The 21,806-nt window shown below is 59.7% G+C and carries 19 protein-coding genes and 1 pseudogene; 10 read left to right on the plus strand and 10 right to left on the minus strand.

What is annotated here, in order from left to right:
- Positions 1-97 precede the first annotated feature (97 nt).
- The 5 genes from ETC27_RS15915 to ETC27_RS15935 all read left to right on the plus strand — a co-directional run bounded on the left by ETC27_RS15915 (position 98) and on the right by ETC27_RS15935 (position 3,265).
- Positions 98-916 (plus strand): abortive infection family protein, encoded by an 819-nt coding sequence (locus tag ETC27_RS15915; RefSeq protein ID WP_136255955.1) that lies wholly within the window; start codon positions 98-100, stop codon positions 914-916.
- Between the two features lie 91 nt (positions 917-1,007).
- Complete coding sequence (locus ETC27_RS15920; protein ID WP_136255956.1) at positions 1,008-1,403, plus strand: hypothetical protein; 396 nt, start codon at positions 1,008-1,010, stop codon at positions 1,401-1,403.
- Positions 1,404-1,508: 105 nt separating this feature from the next.
- A complete protein-coding gene (locus ETC27_RS15925) occupies positions 1,509-2,165 on the plus strand; it encodes a hypothetical protein (RefSeq protein ID WP_205742755.1) in 657 nt (218 codons plus the stop codon).
- 238 nt (positions 2,166-2,403) lie between these two features.
- On the plus strand, positions 2,404-2,886 hold the full coding sequence (locus tag ETC27_RS15930; protein WP_136255957.1) for a hypothetical protein: 483 nt from the start codon (positions 2,404-2,406) through the stop codon (positions 2,884-2,886).
- Between the two features lie 67 nt (positions 2,887-2,953).
- The gene (locus tag ETC27_RS15935) at positions 2,954-3,265 is read left to right on the plus strand and encodes a hypothetical protein (RefSeq protein WP_136255958.1); all 312 of its coding nucleotides are present in this window, start codon (positions 2,954-2,956) and stop codon (positions 3,263-3,265) included.
- 225 nt (positions 3,266-3,490) lie between these two features.
- Here the strand turns inward: ETC27_RS15935 and ETC27_RS15940 are convergent.
- The 6 genes and pseudogenes from ETC27_RS15940 to ETC27_RS15965 form a co-directional block, all read right to left on the minus strand.
- A pseudogene (locus ETC27_RS15940) lies at positions 3,491-3,925 on the minus strand (Y-family DNA polymerase); the annotation flags it as partial.
- Positions 3,926-3,933: 8 nt separating this feature from the next.
- Complete coding sequence (locus tag ETC27_RS15945; RefSeq protein ID WP_136255959.1) at positions 3,934-4,374, minus strand: LexA family protein; 441 nt, start codon at positions 4,372-4,374, stop codon at positions 3,934-3,936.
- Positions 4,375-4,686: 312 nt separating this feature from the next.
- On the minus strand, positions 4,687-5,538 hold the full coding sequence (locus tag ETC27_RS15950) for an ABC transporter permease (RefSeq protein ID WP_136255960.1): 852 nt from the start codon (positions 5,536-5,538) through the stop codon (positions 4,687-4,689).
- A 4-nt stretch (positions 5,539-5,542) separates the two neighbouring features.
- On the minus strand, positions 5,543-6,796 hold the full coding sequence (locus tag ETC27_RS15955; RefSeq protein ID WP_136255961.1) for an ABC transporter permease: 1,254 nt from the start codon (positions 6,794-6,796) through the stop codon (positions 5,543-5,545).
- Between the two features lie 131 nt (positions 6,797-6,927).
- On the minus strand, positions 6,928-8,055 hold the full coding sequence (locus ETC27_RS15960) for an ABC transporter substrate-binding protein (protein ID WP_205742756.1): 1,128 nt from the start codon (positions 8,053-8,055) through the stop codon (positions 6,928-6,930).
- 277 nt (positions 8,056-8,332) lie between these two features.
- A complete protein-coding gene (locus tag ETC27_RS15965) occupies positions 8,333-9,469 on the minus strand; it encodes an ABC transporter ATP-binding protein (protein ID WP_136255962.1) in 1,137 nt (378 codons plus the stop codon).
- A 344-nt stretch (positions 9,470-9,813) separates the two neighbouring features.
- Between ETC27_RS15965 and ETC27_RS15970 the strand changes: the two genes are divergently transcribed.
- On the plus strand, positions 9,814-11,094 hold the full coding sequence (locus tag ETC27_RS15970; RefSeq protein WP_136255963.1) for an MgtC/SapB family protein: 1,281 nt from the start codon (positions 9,814-9,816) through the stop codon (positions 11,092-11,094).
- Between the two features lie 107 nt (positions 11,095-11,201).
- Here ETC27_RS15970 and ETC27_RS15975 read toward each other — a convergent pair whose 3' ends face one another.
- Together ETC27_RS15975 and ETC27_RS15980 are read right to left on the minus strand one after the other, a co-directional pair.
- Entirely contained in the window at positions 11,202-12,062 is an 861-nt protein-coding gene (locus ETC27_RS15975; protein WP_136255964.1) for a PA4780 family RIO1-like protein kinase, read from the minus strand.
- Between the two features lie 227 nt (positions 12,063-12,289).
- Positions 12,290-13,357: an NAD(P)-dependent alcohol dehydrogenase gene (locus ETC27_RS15980; RefSeq protein ID WP_205742757.1), complete on the minus strand. Its 1,068-nt coding sequence runs from the start codon at positions 13,355-13,357 to the stop codon at positions 12,290-12,292.
- Positions 13,358-13,659: 302 nt separating this feature from the next.
- Between ETC27_RS15980 and ETC27_RS15985 the strand changes: the two genes are divergently transcribed.
- From ETC27_RS15985 to ETC27_RS15995, 3 genes are all read left to right on the plus strand, one after another.
- Positions 13,660-14,634, plus strand: a complete 975-nt coding sequence (locus ETC27_RS15985; RefSeq protein ID WP_136255966.1) for an AraC family transcriptional regulator — start codon at positions 13,660-13,662, stop codon at positions 14,632-14,634.
- A gap of 172 nt (positions 14,635-14,806) precedes the next feature.
- Positions 14,807-15,961, plus strand: coding sequence for an AI-2E family transporter (locus ETC27_RS15990; protein ID WP_136255967.1), 1,155 nt, complete (start codon positions 14,807-14,809; stop codon positions 15,959-15,961).
- A 342-nt stretch (positions 15,962-16,303) separates the two neighbouring features.
- Positions 16,304-18,976, plus strand: coding sequence for a bifunctional acetate--CoA ligase family protein/GNAT family N-acetyltransferase (locus ETC27_RS15995; protein WP_136255968.1), 2,673 nt, complete (start codon positions 16,304-16,306; stop codon positions 18,974-18,976).
- A 150-nt stretch (positions 18,977-19,126) separates the two neighbouring features.
- Here ETC27_RS15995 and ETC27_RS16000 read toward each other — a convergent pair whose 3' ends face one another.
- Both ETC27_RS16000 and dbpA read right to left on the minus strand, forming a co-directional pair.
- The gene (locus tag ETC27_RS16000; RefSeq protein ID WP_136255969.1) at positions 19,127-19,417 is read right to left on the minus strand and encodes a YrhK family protein; all 291 of its coding nucleotides are present in this window, start codon (positions 19,415-19,417) and stop codon (positions 19,127-19,129) included.
- A 39-nt stretch (positions 19,418-19,456) separates the two neighbouring features.
- Complete coding sequence (gene dbpA / locus ETC27_RS16005; RefSeq protein ID WP_136255970.1) at positions 19,457-20,848, minus strand: ATP-dependent RNA helicase DbpA; 1,392 nt, start codon at positions 20,846-20,848, stop codon at positions 19,457-19,459.
- Positions 20,849-21,015: 167 nt separating this feature from the next.
- Here dbpA and ETC27_RS16010 point away from each other — a divergent pair, with 167 nt between their 5' ends.
- Positions 21,016-21,732: a YebC/PmpR family DNA-binding transcriptional regulator gene (locus ETC27_RS16010; RefSeq protein ID WP_136255971.1), complete on the plus strand. Its 717-nt coding sequence runs from the start codon at positions 21,016-21,018 to the stop codon at positions 21,730-21,732.
- Positions 21,733-21,806: the final 74 nt, after the last annotated feature.

Here is a 21,806-nt window from a genome sequence, read left to right on the forward strand (position 1 = left end):
TAGCAGCCTGATGGGCGGCTTAGTCCAACAGGCATTTATACGCCATGCTCCGCACGGCGAAGAAATGCTGAACAGTTAGGCCCATGGAGATCCGAGTTTGAGCGGTAATATTCCAAATTCTGTAATAGGGGCTGTGGCTTCGGTAATCGCTGGCCATTACTACAGTCACTCGAAGCTAGAAACGCTATTCATGGAAAGTGGTGCTCCCGGTGATGCGCCAGAAGGGAATTGCGAAAGAAAATGTAGTGAGTGGCTAAAGCGTTGCAACAATGCCCCAGAAGTAGATACCCTTGAGGTGCTTGGCAGGATTATTCAGGACTACATGGACCAAGAGTCGCCGGCATCGTTTTTTGACGATTCGCCTTCAAGAATCGCTGAGGGTCAGGAACGGATTAAAGCGGCTTTGGCGCAAAATCAGCTTTCGTATCGACTGAATGGCTACATTACTCAAGCTGGGTCGACCCCAATCTCTAAAACGTTAGAAGACTATCTGAAATCGGGCAATTTCTCGTCTATTGAAAAAGAATTTGAGAGGGCGGTAGAGCATATTCAAACTGACCCACACGCATCAGTCACTGCTGCCTGTTCGATAATTGAGTCGGCCCTGAAGTTTTATATAGAGCGTTTCAATTTGGTGGCACCAAATAAATTGAACGTTATGCCATTGTGGGCTGTGGTTCAGCCTCACCTAAGCTTGAACGCTGATGCCACGCTGGCCGCAGACCAGCACAAAGTGCTGAAAGGCATTTCCTCAATAATTGATGGGGTAGGGGCTTTCAGGTCACATATAGGCTCCGCCCATGGGCGAGGCTCCAGCCCGCCAAGCATCGTGGTTGCTGAGGCTCGGCTTGTGGTTAATGTTGCGCATACACTGGTGGTTTTTATTATGGAGGTGCTGCATGCCAAAAAAGCCTAACAATCGCAGGCACGGCGACGTCTTTTCCATTGCGGCTTCGCCTCCATTCCAAAGCCGCGCATGCTGCGGGCGTTAGTTGTTTGGAGAGTTAATGGATTCATTGGAGCAAAATCACGAAGAATGGGAGCGAATTCGCACCAGGGCTGACTCCCTCGCGAATGCAGTTTTCTTGATAGCCGGTGGTGCCCTATCAGTTTCAATCAGTGTCATGGTTTCCGCCAAGAAATCTGGCGTAGTGCCGGAAGCTGCCTCAAGCATTGCTACAACCGGTTGGTATTGCCTGCTGGCTGCGATCATTCTGTTCGTGACGCTTAAGATCCATATGATTGGTCAGGCCTTTCTTCTTCATGTGAAAACTGAGGCTGCCGACAAGCATAACCCTCTACTCAATGGGCTCGGTTGGTTCTGGGGGATCGGAGGGTTCGCAATGTTTGTATGGGGTTTAGTGCAACTGGTTCGAGCTGCTTCTATTGTCATCAGCAACTAACCAGTGCATTAAATACGTTCCAGGCCGATGGCCTCCACCGGACGCCCGAGTCGGGCGCCGTTTATGCACAAGCGTTAGGCCATCCATGGAAACGAGGTATTAGAGTTGATACAGAAACTATCGGTGAGATTTGACCAGCTTGAAACCGAGTTGCACGAGGTTGAGAAGACCAAGCACACTTCACACGGAGAGTTCGGCTCGTTTGACCATGTCGATCAAGAGCAATTCGATGCGTGGAAGATCAAAGCAAAGTCGCTTATCGGTAATTCATGTGGATCCGAAGGTGAGCATCTAGAAGCTTTCAGAAATGCAGCGCAACCTAAAAGCTTCGATTCCAGCTATAATGTGTTAAAACGTGTTAAACCGGTTTTTCTAGCAGCAAAAGACGACTTTCAAGGCGGTTTTCTGATCTCTGTCAAAAATCTTGTTCAAGCGGAATTGTTTGATTCAGAGCTGGACCAAGCGAGAGAGCTACTGACTTCAGGGTATAAAGGCCCTAGCGCAGTGGTTTCCGGTGTAGTGCTTGAGACCGCGCTCAGGGACTTATGTGTTCAAAACAACTTGTCGATCGGAAAAATCGACAAAATGAATGCTGATTTAGCTAAAGCAGGTTTATATAATCTTCTTCAGCAGAAAAGAATTACCGCAATGGCGGACATAAGGAATAAGGCAGCACATGGCGATTGGCAAGGTTTTACTGATGACGATGTAAGCACAATGATCAGAGACGTAGAGTCGTTCCTCGGGAAATATCTTGTCTAACAAGTCAATGTTGCCGGACATTTTTTCCGCCGCTCCAAAATTGCCGCAAATTTCAGCGTTAATATCAGCGAAGTATCAACGACCGCTTCTGGCCGTAAGCTCCACTTCAGGCTATGCTGATAGAGCTGGTGCAGGAGCTGACGGCACATTGCGGACCTCCCGGAAAATGCTGCCCGCACGCTCATCTTTCTATTTGTGCCGGCTATCTAATCACAGTTAAAAATACCAAGGTGTCTACATGCAGGAAGTATATGAGAGGGTGTTCGTAGCCGATGCGACGTTCTGCTTGACGGGCTCCAATGAAGTAGCGGTTGTCCATGCTTGCAAAAGCCCGTGTCATCAGCGAGCAGTGGGGTACACTGGCAAGCTTCCGAACTCGCATCCAAACTATTTGATCTTGGAGCGAGGTTCAGATCTGTATCTAAACATTATTGATCCACCAGTACCGCTCTTTATGCCAGCACTCTTTTCCAACTTTCTGGATTTTGCAAAGAAGCATTGGGATGATGGGAAAAAGCTGGTTATCCACTGCAACCAAGGTGAATCTCGAGCCCCGTCTCTAGCCTTGCTGTTCCTGGCCCGGGCGCTCACAGTTATCGACGACAGTTCCTATAGCTCTGCGCGTGGCGAGTTTCAAAAACTCTATTCTCGGTACCAGCCAGGCGAGGGGATTCAAACCTATTTCACTCAAAATTGGGCTCAGCTTGGTCAGGATTTTTAACAAGACGCAGCAGTTAGCTGCCGATGGCTGCCGCTGTGCTTCACGTTATAAAAACAAGGAGCGTTCGATGAATGATCAACTTTTGATGGTAGATCGGCTTGACGAACTAACTGGTCTCGCTTCTGAGGTCGACAATGGTTTCGAACGAGCAGCAATTTATGCTGCAACTCAAGCGATCAAAGCTGAATTCGATGCTATTGAGCACGATCCGAATGGTTACACCTTAGAAAAGCTATCTTCTGCATGTTGGAGCATTCGAGCAGCAGTCGGATATGACATCACGAATGACCATAGCGCTGATCAGCACGTTAGTTGGGCTCGCGGTCAACTATCTGTGCTCAGGGACTTAATTCAAGAAGGCAAGTTACAGAAGCAATAAGTGTTTAAGAAGCGGCACCACGGCGACCGTTTTTCCGCCGATTCGCGACTCCAAGCCGGCGTGTGTTCCAAGCGTTATATCAGCACTCACTGAAAGGCTGCTTCTGGCTGAGAGCAGTCCTCCCTGCCACGCTATCGGTAGGCAAAGTGAAATAAACCTCCACTTGCACCTGTAATAACGCTTTTACTTCAACATTTTAAACTACGCTTGACGTACTCTGTATAATGCCAGAGTGCGGGTGGGGGCCACCCCCACGCAGACCGGTATGCCGGTGAACTGGCGGACATTGCGGTAGAGGGTACGCGACAGGGCAAGCGTGGTGGCGGCATCGAAGCCGTCGAAGCGCACGAACATCTCATCGATGGAGTAAGGCTCGACGCCAGCCGAAAACTCCTCGAGTACCTCGCGTACCCGGGCCGACATATCGCCATACAGCTCGTAGTTCGACGAGAGCAGGTGGATGCGCCCCTGGTTGACCGACTGCTGCAACTGGAAGGCTGGCGTGCCCATCTCCACGCCCAGCGTTTTAAGCTCGCTGGAGCGGGCAATCACGCAGCCATCGTTGTTGGACATCACCCCCACGGGCACGCCTTCCAGGCGCGGCTGGAAGACCCGCTCGCAGCTCACGTAGAAGTTGTTGCAGTCGACCAGGCCGATCATCGGGTGGCTCATACCAGATACTCGTGAATCACCGAGCGCACCACGCCCCACACCTGGCAATCCAGATCCGTGACCGGGATCGGCGCATAGCGCTCGTTGCCGGAGCATAGGTAGGGCCGCTTGCCGAGGATCTCGTAGCGTTTGACGATCACCTCGCCATCCACCAGCGCCACCAGAATATGGCCGGGCTTGGCATTCACCGAACGATCGACCACCAGGGTGTCGCCATCCTGGATACCGAAGCCTTCCATGCTGTCGCCGGTCACGGTCATGAAGAAGGTCGCCGAGGGGCGCTTCACCAGCCGCTCATTAAGATCCAGCGTGCGGCCCACGTAGTCCTCCGCCGGTGAGGGGAAGCCAGATATGCCGGCGCGGATGGTGGTCTGCGGGTGGGGCAGGTCCTGCGCGGGCGGTGTCGCGTGTGCCTGGAATATCTCGCAAGCTCGCATGGCGGTGCCTCTTGTCGAATACTGTCTATCTATACAGTATTCGCCATAAGAGCCGTCTTAGGCAAACCCTAATGTGCTGGCCCGCGACTCCCACCCGCCACGCTCACTTACTACGCTCACTTACTACTCTCACTTACTACGCTCACTTACTACGCCCACCTACACGAAGAGGTGTTGAAAGCCCGGTACGGCGCACGCGGGGCGCTTGGCCACAGGCCATGCCGTTGAGAAAGAACGACGCCGAGCACAACCGCGTCGGCGTCCAAGGGAGGGATATATCACGGGCCCTGAATGCGACCCGTGGCGGTGGCATCAACCAGGGCTCATGCCGCGCAGCCGTTCGCTGCGCCGCCGCAGCATTTCAAGCGTTGCCAGCAGCAGCATCGACAGCAGCACCAGCATGGTTGCCACCGCGAGGATGGTCGGGCTGATCTGCTCGCGGATGCCCGACCACATCTGGATCGGCATGGTGCGCTGCTCGGGCCCGGCGATGAACAGCACCACCACCACCTCGTCGAAGGAGGTGATGAAGGCGAACAGCGCCCCCGACACCACCCCCGGCGTGACCAGCGGCAACACCACCTTGAAGAAGGTGCGGGTCGGGCTGGCGCCCAGGCTGTGCGCGGCCCGGATCAGGGTGGTATCGAAGCTGGAGAGCGTCGCCGTCACCGTGATCACCACGAAGGGAATGCCCAGCGCTGTGTGGGCGAGGATCACTCCCAGGTAGGTCTGGGCCAGCTGGATCTTCGAGAAGAAGAAGAACATCGCCGCCGCCGAGATGATCAGCGGCACGATCATCGGCGAGATCAGAAGCGCCATGATCAGCCCGCGGGCCGGCATGTGCCGGCTCGACAGGCCAAGCGCGGCAATGGTGCCGAGCACCGTGGCAAGCACCGTCGAGGAGATGCCGATGATGAAGCTGTTCTTGATCGAGTTCAGCCATTCACTCGAGGTGAAGAAGTCCTCATACCAGCGCAGCGAGTAGCCCGCCGGATCAAAGCTCAGCATCGCCTCCGAGAAGGTGAAGTACGGCTCGGCATTGAACGACAGCGGGATGATGATCAGCAGCGGGCCGACCAGGAACAAAAAGATCAGCGAACACAGCCCGAGAAAGACGTAGTGCCAGATGCGTTCGCCACGGGTGGCATAGGAAGGAATCGCCATCACATTACCCCAGTTTGACTTTGTCGACGCCGATCAGGCGGTTAAAGATCATGTAGAACACGATGACCACAAACAGCAGGATCGAGGCGATCGCCGCGGCCAGGCCCCAGTTCAGCGAGGTCTGCATGTGATAGGCGATGTAGTTGGTGATGAAGCGTCCCGACTGGCCACCCACCAGCGCCGGCGTGATGTAGTAGCCGATCGAGAGGATGAACACCAGGATGCCGCCAGCAGCAATGCCAGGAATGGTCAGCGGGAAATAGACGCGCCGAAACGACAGGAACGGCTTGCCGCCAAGGGACCGCGCGGCCCGCATGTAGCTTGGGGGAATCGTCTTCATCACCGAATACAGCGGCAGGATCATGAACGGCAGCAAGATATGCGTCATCGCCGTGATGGTGCCGGTCTTGTTGTAGATCATCTGCCATCGCATCTCGTCCGCGATCACCCCAAGCGCCACCATCACGTCGTTGAGTACCCCCTGAGACTGCAGGATGGCAATCCAGGTCGTGGTGCGCACCAGCAGCGAGGTCCAGAACGGCAGCAGCACCAGGATCATCAGCAGGTTGGCACGCCGCGCCGGCAGGTTGGCGAGCAGGAAGGCGATCGGATAGCCGAGCACCAGCGTCAGTAACGTGATCAACCCGCTCATCCAGAAGGTACGCCAGAACAGTGCCAGATGAATTTGCAGGTAATCAGGCACCTCGACGATTTCACCCGAGGGCGTGTACTGCATATCGACCGCTGCCAGGTAGTACGACAGGGTATAGGGTGCGGACTCACGCTCGATCAACTGCCAGGTATCGAGCTCGCCCCAGGCGTCGTTGGCGTCGATCAGCGCCGTCTTGTAGGGCGGCTCGATACGCGACAGACGACGGGCGGTGCCCATCACCGCCGAGCGCATGCCCGATTTTTCATAGTTCAGGCGGCTCGACACCAGGCCCAGGTTGCGCGCTTCCTGACCGGTCTTTAAGTCTTGCGCCAGCGCAGCGAAGACCGGCTCATCAGGCAAGCTCTCGCCGTCCCAGTTCTCGAGTGCCTCCACGGTATGTGGCAGGGCATTGGAGACTTCGGGGTTGTCGACGCTGCGCCAGAGCATGTCGAAGATCGGCATGACGAAGGCGATGATCAGGAAGGCCAGCAGCGGCGAGACCAGCAGCAGAGCCTTGATTTTCAGGCGGCGCGAGGCGCGGCGCAGACTGACTTTCAGCGGCACGCCGTCGGCGGTGGTCAGCGGAGCAGAGGGGGAATCAGACACGCGTGCCTCTCCATTCGGGTCACCGGTGAGTGGCTCACCGGCCGTTCGCCACCCCGCCTTGCATCACGGCAACCGCAACGCACAGGCGAGGCACGGGAAAGCAGAGCACCGCCCGAAGGCGGTGCTGAGTCTTACATGGCCAGCCAGGCGTCGAAGCGGCGGCTTAGCTCATCGATGTTGTCGGCCCAGAACTCGTCATTCTTGGGAATGGCGGTGGCAAAGTTGGGCGGGAAGGTCGGCATATGCGGGGTCATCTCGATGCCGGTATCAGCGTGGGTAGAGACCATACCCGAGGATGATTTACGCGCCGGGCCGTAGGAGATATAGCGGGCCTGATCGGCGAGACGCTGGGTATCGGTGGCGAAGTTGAGGTAGTCCTTGACCTTGTCGAGCTTGCCGGTCGGCACGACCCAACCATCGAGTTCGAAGACCTGGGCGTCCCAGATGATCTCGAAGGGCTGGCCTTCACTCATCATGGCGTTGAAGATGCGCCCGTTGTAGGCCGAGCCGAAGGCGACCTCCTGGTCCGCAAGCAGCTGGGGCGGCTGAGCACCTTCCTGCCACCAGATGACCTGATCCTTGATGGTATCGAGCTTGGCGAAGGCACGCTGCACGCCTTCATCGGTGGAGAGCACGTCATAGACATCTTCCGGCGCCACACCGTCGGCCACCAGGGCCCATTCGAGGTTGTTGATCGGCTTACGCATCAGGGTGCGCTTGCCCGGGAAGTTCTCCAGATCGAAGACATCGGCGATGGTGCTCGGCTGATTGTCCTCGGGGAACATCTCGGTGTTGAAGGCGACGATATTGGAATAGACGATCGAGGCAACGAAGCACTCATCCAGCGCGCCGTCGACGAAGTCTTCACTGGGCGGCGTGCCATCCGGCGCATCCGCCAACAGGGCATCGTGATCAAGCGGCTCAATCAGGCCCTCGGCACAGGCGATCAGGGCATCGGCAGGCAGCATGTCGACCAGGTCCCAGGTCACGTTGCCGGCCTGGGACTGGGCGCGTAGCCCGGCCAGCCCATTGGCGCTGCGATCGATGTTGACGATCTCATCGCCGGTCTTTTCCATCCAGGGCTCGTGGTAGGCCTGCTGCTGGCTATTACTGTAGGCCCCACCCCAGGAGACGATATTGAGGGTTTCCGCCTGAGCGCTGACCGCCGCGGCCAGAGCGCTGAGGCCGACCAGAGCCAACGAGGTGCGCTTGATTCGCACTGAACGACGACCGGCTACCTGCTTGATGACGTTGTACATGACAACTCTCCACTTATTGTTGTGCTTGGTTGTGTTGTGCTTGCTAGTACTTTCTTGTGTTGTGCTTTTCTGCGTAGTGCTTTTATGCGTTGTGCTGAGTTATGTCGAACGTGGTGTTACCTGGTTGAGCCATTGAGATACTGAGCGACGTGTCGCGCTACGCCATCTCGGGTGGCCAACCACCTCCCTGCGAGGAGAGAGTACGCCCTGCCCTTCTAGCCCCTATTTCGAATCTTGTTGAGTCCCCCTCTTTAAGTATGCTTTTTAGCACTCCTGCCTAGGCATCCAGCGCACGGCAGTCGGCGCTGCACCAGCCGACCTGAATATCCTGCCCCGGCCGCAGGCTGTGATGGCCGGAAGCATTGGGTGTCTTGAGAATGAATTCATCGCTGCCGCATACCGCCAGACGGGTGCGCAGGTGATCGCCCAGGTAAATCACTTCCTTGACGCGAGCGGTGAAAACGTTGTCGAAGCGCGCGGCGTCATCCTCGCCAAGGATCGAGACCCGCTCCGGACGTAGCGAAAGCGTCGTACGCGACCCCGGCCCATCGACGGCGACCGGCTTGGCCATCACCTTCTCGCCGCTGTCCAGGCGCACCGTGCAGGTCTCGCCCTGCTTCTCGGTGACTTCGCCGACCAGCCGATTGTTCTCGCCGATAAAGTAAGCCACGAAGGCGTTATCCGGCTCCTCGTAGAGGGTCTCGGGGCTTGCCAGCTGTTGCACCACGCCATCGTTGAACACCGCGATGCGATCCGACATGGTCAGCGCTTCGGTCTGATCGTGAGTCACGTAGATCATGGTCACGCCAAGGTCAGCGTGGATGCGCTTGATCTCGTACTGCATTTCCTCGCGAAGGTTCTTGTCCAATGCGCCCAGCGGCTCGTCCATCAGCACCAGGTCGGGCTCGAACACCAACGCCCGGGCCAGCGCCACACGCTGCTGCTGACCGCCGGAGAGCTGGGCGGGACGACGGTCGCCGAAGTCCCCGAGCTGCACCTTCTCGAGTGTCTGTTTGACCTTCTGCTTGATCTCATCCTTGGACAGGCCGCGCACTTCAAGGGGAAAGGCCAGATTCTCGGCAACGGTCATGTGCGGAAAGAGGGCATAGTTCTGGAACACCATGCCGATGCCGCGCTTGTGGGGCGGCAGGCCGTTGATCGGCGTATCCTTGAGCAGGATCTCGCCATGAGTAGGCGTCTCGAACCCTGCCATCATCATCAGACAGGTCGTCTTGCCCGAGCCGGACGGCCCCAGGAGGGTCACGAATTCGCCCCGACGTATATCGAGGTTGAAGCCCTTGACGACCAGTTCCACACCGTCATAGCTCTTCTGTACATCGATGAAACGGGCAAATAGCGATTCATCCTCGGACTCGGCCGGAGCACTGGTCGCTGCTGCGAGAGGTTGGGTCATGCCGGGTTCCTGTGCGTCGCCGTTGTTGTGATTGTCGTTATTTTATTGCAATGGTCATGACACGGCTGTGGAAGGCAACATCCAGAAAGCAGACGTCTCATACTTTTTCCACAGCTTGAATGAACAGTAGAGCGAACAGCTCTGCTAATTCAAGAACGGTCGGGACAACCAGCGTTGAAACGAAGCGATGCCGGTCGACATTATTTCTGTTAGTTACAATAGGTAACCGCACACCGTCCTGTGCCGATGTCAGCATGAGCCTCTCGGCCCCAATAGGCTTGGAAAGGCCATGCTGAAGCCAGAGGAAGGCTCAAGCGGTGGCGGGCAGGCAAGGAGGCGTGCCAATGGACGAGGTCACCCAACAGTTCCTAACCAGCCATCATCTGGCCATCCGTTTAGGGGTGGCTTTGCTGTTGGGGGCGCTGATCGGCCTGGAGCGCGGCTGGGACTCCCGCAATGAGGCCAAGGGCCAGCGCGTCGCCGGTATTCGCACCTTTGCTCTGGTGGGTCTGCTAGGCGGCGTCGCTGCCCTGCTTGCCGAGCGCCTCACCGTCTGGGCCTTTCCGGCGATTTTCATCGGGGTCACGGTCACCAGCCTGATTGCCTATCAGGCCCGGGTTCGCGAGGTGCCCAACTACGGCATCACCGGCCTGGTCGGCATGCTGCTGACCTTCTGCTATGGCGCCCTGGCGATGGCTGTCGATCCGGCCCTTGCCGCTGCGGCGGCCGTGATCACGGCGATGATTCTCGACAACAAGCACGAGATCCATGGCCTGCTGCACAAGCTGCAGCGCCATGAGCTGGATGCCGGCTTCAAGCTCTTGCTGATCACGGTGGTGATCCTGCCGTTGCTGCCCAATCAAGACCTGGGCCCGGGCGGCGTCATCAATCCCACCACCATCTGGTGGCTGGTGATCATGATCGCCACGATCTCTTTCGTCGGCTATTTCGCCATGCGCCTGGGCGGCACCCGTCGCGGCATTCTTATCACCAGCCTGTTTGCCGGGCTGAGCTCGTCCACTGCCCTGACCCTGCACTTCGCTCGTCTGTCGCAACGCTCGCCAGGGCTAGGCCCGTTGCTGGCCGCCGGCATCCTGATGGCCTGCGGCACCATGTTTCCGCGCATTCTGCTCTATTGCCTGGTGCTTTACCCGGCTCTGCTGCCGACGCTGGTCGTACCGGTAGTGGTCATGGCGACCCTACTGCTGCTGCCGGCGCTATGGCTGTGGCACACCCATCATGGCTGCGCCGACCTGGAGGAAAAGATTCCCGCCCAGAACCCGCTGGAACTCAGCGCGGCGTTGCTGTTCGGTGCCATGCTGACGGCGGTGATGCTGCTGGGTGAGTGGTTGAGCGAGTGGCTAGGTGATGCCGGCATCTATCTGCTGTCGGCGATCTCGGGCATTGCCGACGTGGGGGCCGCTACTCTGTCGTTGACGCGCATGGCCGAACAAGGCTTGGCGATCCCCACGGCGGTGATCGGCATCGTGCTGGCGGCCTCGGTCAACAACCTGGTCAAGGCGGGCATGGCAGGGCTCATCGGCACCCACCAGCTGGGCTGGCGGGTGGCAGGACCGATGATCATATCGCTGTTGGCGGGGCTCGCGGTGGCCTGGTTTATCTAGGCCATCCCCGCCAGAGAAGAGTGATGAGAAGAGTGATGAGAAGGGAATGATGAGGGTGAAGAGAAAGACGAGGAAAGCGGCCGTGCTTGTGGAGGCAAGCGTCGGGCTCAGCGGTCCTCATCGTCATCATCGGCGGCACGCTCGCGGCGGTCGCTTTCTTCCTCGATGACGTCATCGATCACCGCCATCAGGTCGTCGACATCGACCTGCTGGGTGTCGTGGACGAAGCGACCGGTCAATTGACTGTCAGGCGTCAGTTCGCCGGCTTCAAAGCGGGCCCATATCTCGTGGCCGTATTCGGTGTCGAGCAATGACGGCGCGAAACGGCCGAAATAGGCGCGCATGCGATCCACATCGCGGCGTAGCATCATCGCCGCGCTGTTGTTGCCGGCAGCGTCCACCGCCTGGGGCAGATCGATGATCACCGGCCCCGCCGCGTCGAGCAGCACGTTGAACTCCGACAGATCGCCGTGCACCAGGCCAGCACACAGCATGCGCACGACTTCACGGATCACCCGAGCGTGATAGGCAAGGGCCTCGTCCTCGCTCAATTCACAATCATCCAGGCGCGGCGCGGCATCCCCGTCGGCGTCGGCCACCAGCTCCATCAGCAACACGCCATCGATGAAGCCATGCGGCTCGGGCACCCGCACGCCAGCCGATGCCAGGCGATAGAGGGCATCAACTTCGGCGTTCAACCAGGCGGATTCCTGTTCCTGCTGGCCATAGCGGGTCTTCTTTGACATCGCACGGGCACGACGGGTGTTACGCACCTTGCGGCCTTCCTGGTACTGCACGGCCTGTTTGAAGCTACGCTGGCTCGCCTCCTTGAAGACCTTGGCACAGCGCAAGGTGTCGCCGCAGCGCACCACATAGACATTGGCTTCCTTGCCGCTCATTAGCTGACCTTCCACGGCATCGATCATGCCGTCCTCGACGAGCGGTTGCAGTCTCTTGGGTATCTTCATAACGCCTGGTCTGGGCCCTGCCTTGCCGGTTGCACGCCCACGAGTCAGGCGCTTTACGTATCATCGCATGATAAACGGGGCTAAGGGTAAACCAGCGCAGGCAAAATTCATCCTGGAAGCGCGCACCGCTCCCGACACCCGCAACGCACCGCCGCTTTCCCGCCCGACATGCAAACGCCCGCCCACGGCGAGGCCGAGGGCGGGCGCGAGGCTTGCAGAGACGCGGTTTAGGCCGCTGTATCATCCTTCAGCGTTGCCATGTCGATAACGAAGCGATACTTCACGTCGCCTTTCTGCATACGCTCAAACCCTTCGTTGATATTCTTGATATCGAGCATCTCGATATCACAGGTGATGTCGTGTTCGGCGCAGAAATCCAGCACTTCCTGGGTTTCTGCCATGCCGCCGATCAAGGAGCCGGCCAGCACACGGCGCTTCATCACCAGATTGCCCCCTACCAGCGCCGGATCCACTTCCTGGATCAGGCCGACCAGGATGTGCGTACCGTCGTACTTGAGCGTCCCGAGGTAAGGGTTGAGATCGTGGGGCACCGGCACGGTATCGAGCAGGAAATCGAAGTGCTCGGCGGCGGCCGCCATCTGCTCCTCGTCGCTTGAGACGATGACATGATCGGCGCCCTGCTTCTTGGCTTCGCCAACCTTGGCCTCTGAACGCGTGAACAGCGTGACTTCACAACCCATCGCCTTGGCGAACTTGAGGCCCATGTGGCCCAGGCCGCCCATGCCGATGACACCGACCTTGTCACCGGCCTTGACGCCGTAGTGGCGCAGCGGTGAATAGGTGGTGATGCCCGCACAGAGGAGCGGGGCTGCCACTGCCGGGTCCAGCTTGTCGGGAATCGAGACCACGAAGTGCTCGCTGACGACGACCGAATCGGAGTAGCCACCCTGGGTCATGGTGCCATCCTGGCGGTCCGGGCTGCCGTAGGTCATGGTCATGCCTTCCAGGCAGTACTGCTCCAGGTCGTCCTTGCAAGCGCTGCAATGGCGGCAGGAGTCGACCATGCAACCCACACCGACCACATCGCCGACCTTGTACTTGGTGACATCGCTGCCGACCGCGGTGACGCGACCCACGATCTCGTGACCCGGCACCAGCGGGTACTGACTCATGCCCCAGTCGTTACGGGCAAAGTGCAGATCCGAGTGGCAGACGCCGCAGTAGTCGATCTCGATGGACACATCGTCCGCGCGCGGCGTGCGACGCTCAAAGCTGAACGGCGCCAGGTCCGTGTCGGCTGAATGGGCGGCATAAGCGTTGGCTTGATGACTCATGGGTGACGCATCCTCCTGAGAGTTAGGCTTATATGCATGATGATATGCAGGCATTGTGCTCCTGTGACAGCGCCCATGCGACCAACGATCCTGCGCCATTTTTGCTCATTTCTACAAACCGCCTTGCCTTGAAGCGGGTTTTCTCGCCAAAAACTGCATGATTCGGTCATCATCTGGTCATCGCCGCAAGCGGTACTGCCGGGCTCGACGCCTCTGGCCGACCCTGCGCGTTCAGACCATGATGACGTAATCGAAAAGACCGACTCGATATCACCGACTCACCCTCACCGACAGGAACCCCCATGCCACTTTCTTCCCGCCTGTTGGCGCTGATCGAGCCGATGATCGACCGCGATGGCTATATGCCAAGCGCGATACCAGCCGTCTCGCTGATGGCCTGCCATCACGAGATACCGCGTACACCATTGATGTACGAACCGAGCCTGGTAATTGTCGTTCAGGGCCGCAAGATCGGCTATCTCGGCGACCGCGAAATCCACTACGATCCGGGACAGTATCTGGTGCAGACACTGCCGCTGCCCTTCGAGTGCGAGACCTTCGCCACCCCAGAAGAACCCTTGCTTGGGCTTTCCGTGCGTATCGACCCTGCGCTACTCAGTGAACTGGTCGCCGAGACAGGGCTTGAAACAGGGCTTGAAACAGGGCTTGAAACAGGGCTTGAGACAGGAACGGAAAGCGGACGTGGAAAAGCCAACGAGCCTCGCTTAAACGCCCGAGCGCCTTCAAATGACCCACTGCCGATGGCCTCAGTGGCAATGACCGCCAGCATGCAGGAAGCCGTGGTGCGACTGCTGCGCGCCCTGAACGATCCCCTGGATGCGAAGGTGATGGGGCAGGCCCGAGTACGCGAAGTGATTTTTGAGGCCCTCAAGGGCGAACAGGGGGCGGCACTGCGCGCACTGGTCAACCATCAAGGGCACTACTCACAGATCATTCAGGCGCTGACCCAGATGCATACCGACGTCGCCCAGACCACCTCGATTGAAGCGCTGGCGCGGGATGCCAACATGAGCGTTTCGTCGTTTCATCAGCACTTCAAGCAAGTGACCCGCGCCACACCGCTGCAATACCTGAAGCGCCTGAGGCTGATCAAGGCGCGACAGCTTTTGAGCCATGATGACCTGAACGTTAACCAGACCGCCGACGCCGTCGGCTATCGCAGCGTTGCCCAGTTCAGCCGCGACTACAAACGCACCTTCGGCCTGAGCCCCCTCAAGGATCGCCGCCACACCCGAAACTTGAACGATACTGGCTGATAGCCAACGGCAAGGCCGATGCAGAAACTCGCCGCAGATCTCCGCCGCTCGGACATTCCTTGCCAGATCGTCTAGCCAAAAAAGAGGCAACTCACTAGGCTAATCTTCCTCAGCGACGCATCTCCAACCATATTTGGCCCAAGCGCGACGCACCACTTTCCCGGGAGGCTCCATGACATCCGACCCCCACGATACTCCGAGTCCCGAGAAACAAGCCTCCACGACATGGCCGAACGCCATCCCCAAGTGGGTCGGGATCGGGCTGTTCATCTACCTGTCCATCTTTGCCCTCGGCTTCGCTCAGCTCTTCCTCGTTCCAGTGGTGCTGGCCTTCCTCCTCTCGATGGTGTTCAGTCCCATCCGACGCTTCATGAACCGGCGTGGCATCTCTCAGGGGTTGTCGGCGACCATCATCATATTCACCTTGCTCGCTGGTCTCGCCTCGATCGCCGGCGCCCTGGCCGTCCCGATCAGTGATTGGATCAACAATGCACCGCAGATCGAACGGAAAATAGAATTCAGAATGAACGAGGTATCGGGCCCCTTCAGCGGTTTTTTTGCCGCCAAGGAACAGCTCGACTCGATGACGAACCCGGACTCATCTGAGGTCCAAAAGGTAGAAGTACAAGACGGCAACCTTTCCAGCAAGGTCATGGCGCTCGTGCCGACCATCGTCACCCAATTCGTGTTCACACTGGTGCTGTTGCTCTTCCTGCTGGCGTCAGGCGACATGTTCTACGAAAAGATCGTGCACGTTATGCCAACGCTCCACGATAAGAGGCGCGCCATAAGCATTACCCGGGATATGGAACGCAAGCTGTCGCACTACCTGTTCACCATCACCATGATCAATGCCGGCCTGGGCGTGGCCATTGCGATAGCCATGTGGAGCTTGGGGATGCCGAGCCCGCTGATCTTCGGCATCTTCGCCTTCATCTTCAACTTTGTCCCCTACCTCGGCGCACTCGCCGGCATCATCATCGCCGCACTGGTGGCGCTGGTTTCATTCGACTGGCTAGGGTGGCCGCTGATCGTTGCGGGCACCTATTTCATCTTGACCACGCTGGAGGGGCAGCTCGTCACCCCTTACTTCGTTGGCAGAAACCTGAGGATCAACACGGTCGTCGTCTTTCTCACCATCTCGTTCTGGGCTTGGCTATGGTCGGTGGTGGGCATGATCGTCGCGGTGCCGTTGCTGGTGGCCATCAAGGCACTAAGCGAGCAAATCGATGGCCTGAAACCCCTCGGGCACTTTCTGTCAGAGCGCTACGCGGAACAGAGCCGCAGCAGTGATAACCAAGATCACAGCGATTCCGAGAGCGACTAACCTGCTCGTCGATATACCGCTCGGCTTCAGGGAAAGGGGGGCTCATCGAGCCCGCCGGGGCCGATCGCCCCTGCTCTCGTCCGGGTAGCCGTGGAAGCATCGATTGTATGGGTAGGGCTGCAACGCCATCCTCCGAAGGGGATGGCTTGGCAGTGACATGAACCTTCAAACCACATGAGGATATCCTGCTCTGGCTCGGCAGCCCGATCGAGGAACCCGCACGGCTCCTTGCCTAACGGCATGGCGCTGCCTTGACGCCGATCAGGTCACTGTCATCCAGCATCGCCTAGCATGAGGGTGCGTCTAGCGAAGGCCCAGCCCTGACCGCCAAAAGGAAATACCGTGTCGATTCGTAACCTTGATGCCCTGTTCACCCCCTCCTCCATCGCCTTGATCGGCGCCAGCAACCGCCCAGGCTCAGTGGGCGCGGTGCTTGCCAAGAATCTGTTCGAGGGGGGCTTCGGCGGGCCGGTGATGACCGTGAACCCCCACGAGACGGCGATCCGTTCGACCCTCAACTATCACTCGGTTGCCGAGCTGCCGATCGCCCCGGATCTTGCCGTGATCTGCACCCCGCCAAATACGGTGCCGGGGCTGGTCAAGGAGCTCGGTGAACGCGGCTGTCGCGCCGCGGTGGTAATCACCGCGGGCTTTGGCGAAGGGGATCATGCCGAGGGCCAGGCGCTCAAGCAGGCGGTGCTGGATGCGGCGCGGCCCTACCTGATGCGCATCGTCGGCCCCAACTGCCTGGGCATCATGTCGCCCCATGCTGGCATCAACGCGAGCTTCGCCCATGTCGCGCCGACGTCGGGCCATCTGGCCTTCGTCACCCAGTCCGGCGCCGTCGCCACCTCGGTACTCGACTGGGCAGAAAGCCGCGGCATCGGCTTTTCCCACATGGCGTCACTGGGTGCGATGAGCGATGTCGACTTCGGCGACATGCTCTATTACCTGGCGCTCGACCCGAATACCCACGCGATTCTTTTGTATGTCGAGGCGGTGAGCGAGGCGCGCAAATTCCTGTCGGCGGCGCGCATGGCCTCCCGCAACAAGCCGGTGGTGGTGGTCAAGGCCGGCCGCAGCGATGCCGGTGCCAAAGCGGCGATGTCGCATACCGGTGCGCTGGCCGGCGCCGATGCGGTCTACGACGCCGCCTTTCGCCGCGCGGGCATGCTAAGGGTCAAGACCCTCGACGAACTGTTCCAGGCCGTAGGGACCCTGGCCTCGGGCGTGAAGATCAAGGGCGACCGGCTGGCGGTACTGACCAACGGCGGTGGTATCGGCGTGCTGGCGGTGGATGAGCTTGCCGAGGGCAACGGCCGGCTGGCCGAGCTCTCCCCCGAGACACTCGCGCGCCTGGACGCTCGCTTGCCGGCCACCTGGTCCCACGGCAACCCGGTGGACATCCTCGGCGATGCCCCCGGCGAGCGTTATGTGGTGGCGCTGGAGGCGCTGATTGAGGCCAATGACGCCGATGCCATTCTGATCATCAACTGCCCGACCGCCGTGGCCGACAGCTACGAGGCCGCCCAGACGGTGATCAACACGCTGCATACCCGCCACCTGCCGGTACTCAGCTGTTGGCTTGGCGAGGCCGCCGGGGCCAAGGCACGCCAGCTCTTCGCCGACCGCCGCCTGCCCTTCTACGACACCCCCGAACAAGCGGTGCAGGCCTTCGCCCACCTGTGGCAGCACCAGCGAAACCATAAACTGCTGATGGAGACACCTCCAGCAGTGACAGACCTGCCCGAGGACGCGCCGGCCAAGGCCAACGCGATCATCGACACGGTACTCGCCGACGGCCGTGAAGTGCTTACCGAGCCCGAAGCCAGCGCCCTGCTGGCGGCCTTCAGCCTGCCGGTGGTACCCGCCCGTCAGGCCCAGAACGGCGACGAAGCCGCCGCCCTTGCTGCCGAGATGGGCTTTCCCGCGGTGGTGAAGATCCTCTCGAAAGACATCAGTCACAAATCGGATGCTGGCGGCGTGAAAACGGATCTGACATCGGCCGAGGCCGTTCGCCAGGCAAGCGACGACATGCTAGCGCGGATTCGCCAGTCGATGCCCGAGGCACGTATTGAAGGCGTCAACGTGCAGCCGATGATCCGCCGTCCCGGCGCGTTCGAGCTGATCCTCGGGGTCGCCGAGGACCCGATCTTTGGCCCGGTGATCCTGTTCGGCCAGGGCGGCACGGCGGTGGAAGTCATCGGCGACCGGGTGATCGGCCTGCCGCCCCTGAATCCCTTGCTGGCCCGGGAGATGATCGAGCGGACCCAGATAGCCCGGCTGCTCAAGGGCTACCGCGACCGCCCCGCCGTCGATATCGAAGCCATCGTGCTGGCGCTGGTCAAGCTGTCGCAGCTGGTCATCCGCCTGCCGCGGGTCGTGTCGCTGGACATCAACCCGTTACTGGCCGATTCAGGTGGGGTGATCGCCCTGGATGCGCGCGTGGTGGTGCGCGAGGCCAGCGAACCACGCGCCCCCATGACCATCCGCCCCTATCCACGGGAGCTTGCGCACGACATCGTCACTCAAGCGGGCCAACATTATCACCTGCGCCCGATTCGCCCCGAGGACGAGAATGCACTGGTGGAGATGCTCAAGCGCTCCGAACACCATGACGTGCGTCTGCGCTTCTTTGCCGCTATCCAGCGCTTCGATCATGCCTTCGCCGCGCGCCTGACCCAGCTCGATTACGACCGCGAGATGGCCTTCATCGCCCAACCGCAGGACGCCGAGAGCATGCTCGGTGCCGTGCACCTGATCGCCGACCCCGACCTGGAGCGGGCCGAATTCGCAGTGATGGTGAGAAGCGACAAGAAACACTCGGGACTTGGCTACTGCCTGATGCAGGCGATACTCGACCATGCACGCCGAATGGGCATCACCTGGGTCGAAGGGGAGGTCATGCTGGAGAACCAGGCCATGCGAGGCATGGCCAGAGAGCTCGGCTTCAAGGAACAGCCACTGGAAGAGGGAGCCGACTCGGTCGCCCTGTCATTGAAGCTCGACCATTAATTTCCCAGGCGCCCCCAGGACAATGTGTCAGGCAGCGACACTGAACCTGCCGGGGCGCCTCACTGACTATTCAAGCGTATTTTTCAATTACGGTTTTCAAGGCCGATTTTCAAGCACGGCCTAGGCCCAGCGTGGAAATGCTGGACACCCTCAGCCATCGCTGTGCATGTCGTCCCAGTGGTTGTCTGGCATGCGCTGCAGATGAAGGTGGCGGGCCAGGCGGATCGCCGGGCGTACCAGAAACTGGAAGCTGCCAATGATGAACATCCAGATCGCCAGGTGCTCCTGGGAGGGGTACAGGAACAGGACACTGCCGGCCAGGAACCACAGCGCGATCAGCACATCGTTGAAGATGCTCAGCGCCTCATAGCGCTGACGGATGATCAGCTCCTCGTGCCCCAGGTGAAGAGTGAGCGAGTTGTCGGGCTGTTGCTCGGCCATGCGGACTCCTGATAGCGGTGAGAATCAAAATTCGGGTGCTTAGTCGTTGACCCGCCGAGCGCGGAACGAGCGTCCCTTCAGCTTGCCGTTGGCAAGCTGCTCAAGGGCCGCCTTGGCCTGTTCGCGGCGAACGGCAACGAAGGTGCTGCGCTCAAGCACCTTGATCTTGCCTACCGCATCGCCCTTAAGGCCCCCTTCGCCGGTCAGGGCACCGAGGATATCGCCAGGACGCACCTTCTGCTTGCGGCCACCGTCGATCTGCAGCGTCACCATCGGTGCCGAGGCAGGCGCCTCGGTGAGCGCCTGACGTGGCGGCAGTTTCTCTGGCTCAAAGGTTTCGCCAAGCCGCTCGCCCAGCTTCTCCAGGCGAAAGGCTTCCCGCGGACCATAGAGCGTACAGGCCATGCCGCTACCCCCGGCCCGGCCAGTACGGCCGATGCGATGCACATGCACTTCGAGCTCACGGGCGATGCCATAGTTGAAGACTGCATCCAGGGCGTCGATATCCAGGCCACGGGCGGCCACATCGGTGGCGACCAGGATGGAGGCGCTCTGGTTGGCAAACAGCACCAGCGTACGATCCCGGTCGCGTTGCTCGAGATCGCCATGCAGCGCCAGGGCGCTGAAGCCGTGGTCGCAGAGCGCCTCGGCGACGTCGCGAGTCTCACGCTTGGTGTTGCAGAACACCACACTGGTGGCGGGGCGGTGAGTCAACAGCAACAACCGTAACGCCTCGAAACGCGCATCCTCGTCATCGACCCGGTAGAAGTGCTGACGAATGCTCGTGCTGTCATGGGTCGATTCCACCTCGACAGTGACCGGCTCGCGCATCAGCGACTCGGCGATCGGGCGAATGGCGTCGGTATAGGTGGCGCTGAACAGCAGCGTCTGGCGATCTTTGGGGGTGTCGCCGATGATCGCTTCCAGCGCGTCCTTGAAGCCCATGTCGAGCATGCGATCCGCTTCATCGAGCACCAGCGTCGAGAGGGCATCGAGCGTGAGCGTGCCCTTGCGCAGATGCTCCTCTACGCGCCCGGGAGTGCCGACGATCAAGTGAGCACCGTGCTCCAGCGAGCCGCGCTGCGGACCGAAGGGAGCCCCACCGCACAGGGTCAGCACCTTGACGTTGGGCAGGCCGCGGGCCAGGCGTCGCAGCTCACCGGCCACCTGATCGGCAAGTTCACGTGTCGGGCACAGCACCAGTCCCTGCACGTCCAGGCGCGCAACCGAGAGCCTGGACAGCAGGCAAAGGCCGAAAGCCGCGGTCTTGCCTGAACCGGTCTTGCCACGCCCGATCACGTCACGCCCTTCAAGCATCGGCGGCAGGCTCTGGGCCTGGATCGGCGTCATGGCGTGGTAGCCCAGCGCGTCGAGATTGGTCAGCAGCGCATCGGCTAACGGCAAGCGCGCAAAGGAGGTGGCATCAGACACGGTGGGCGGTCCTTGAAAGCGGAATAATAGCGAGCGGGCAGGATACCAGACCCTTGCCGTGATCGTCTGGAAACCAAGCCGCTTCTCGCAACAGGAAATACCCCTGTTACCGATTTCGGTTGTTCAGTAAGATTTCCGCTTCGACCACGACGCAACAGGATGACACGATGGGCAGGGCCTTCCAGAACCGCAAGGAATCCATGGCCAAGACGGCCGACGCGAAAACCAAGGTCTACAGCAAGTACGGCCGCGAGATTTACGTGGTCGCCAAGTCGGGTGGTACCGACCCCAGCAGCAACTTGTCGCTGCGCGGCCTGATCGAGCGTGCCAAGAAGGATCAGGTACCCTCGCACGTGATCGACAAGGCGCTGGACAAGGCCGCCGGCGCCGGTGGCGAGGACTTCGCCGCAGCCCGCTACGAAGGCTTCGGCCCGGCCAGCTGCATGATCATCGTCGAGTGCCTCACCGATAACCCCAACCGCACCTTCGGCGATGTTCGCAACGCCTTCAACAAGGGCAAGGGCAAGATCGGCACACCGGGCAGCGTCAGCCACATGTTCGACCACTGCGCGATCCTGCGTTTTGCGGCCGAGGACGAGGAAAGTGTGCTGGAGTCGCTGATGGAGGCCGATGTCGACGTGACCGATATCGAAAACGAAGACGGCCACATCACCGTTTTCGCGCCGCACACCGAGTATGCCAAGGCCAAGCAGGCACTGCTCGACGCTTATGGCGAGATCGAATTCGACGTCGATGACATTCAGTTCCTGCCCCAGACCCATACGCCGGTCGAGGGCGATGACGTGGCGCCGTTCGAGAAGCTGCTCGACATGCTCAACGATCTGGATGACGTGCAAAACATCTACCACAACGCCGAGCTTTAAACCGTTGGCGCCGGGCGTTGCGGCCCGGCGCTTTCTCCCGCTTTTTCGCCACCACTGTCGAGCTACACTCTTGA

It is taken from the genome of Onishia niordana (assembly GCF_004798965.1).
GTDB lineage: Bacteria > Pseudomonadota > Gammaproteobacteria > Pseudomonadales > Halomonadaceae > Onishia > Onishia niordana.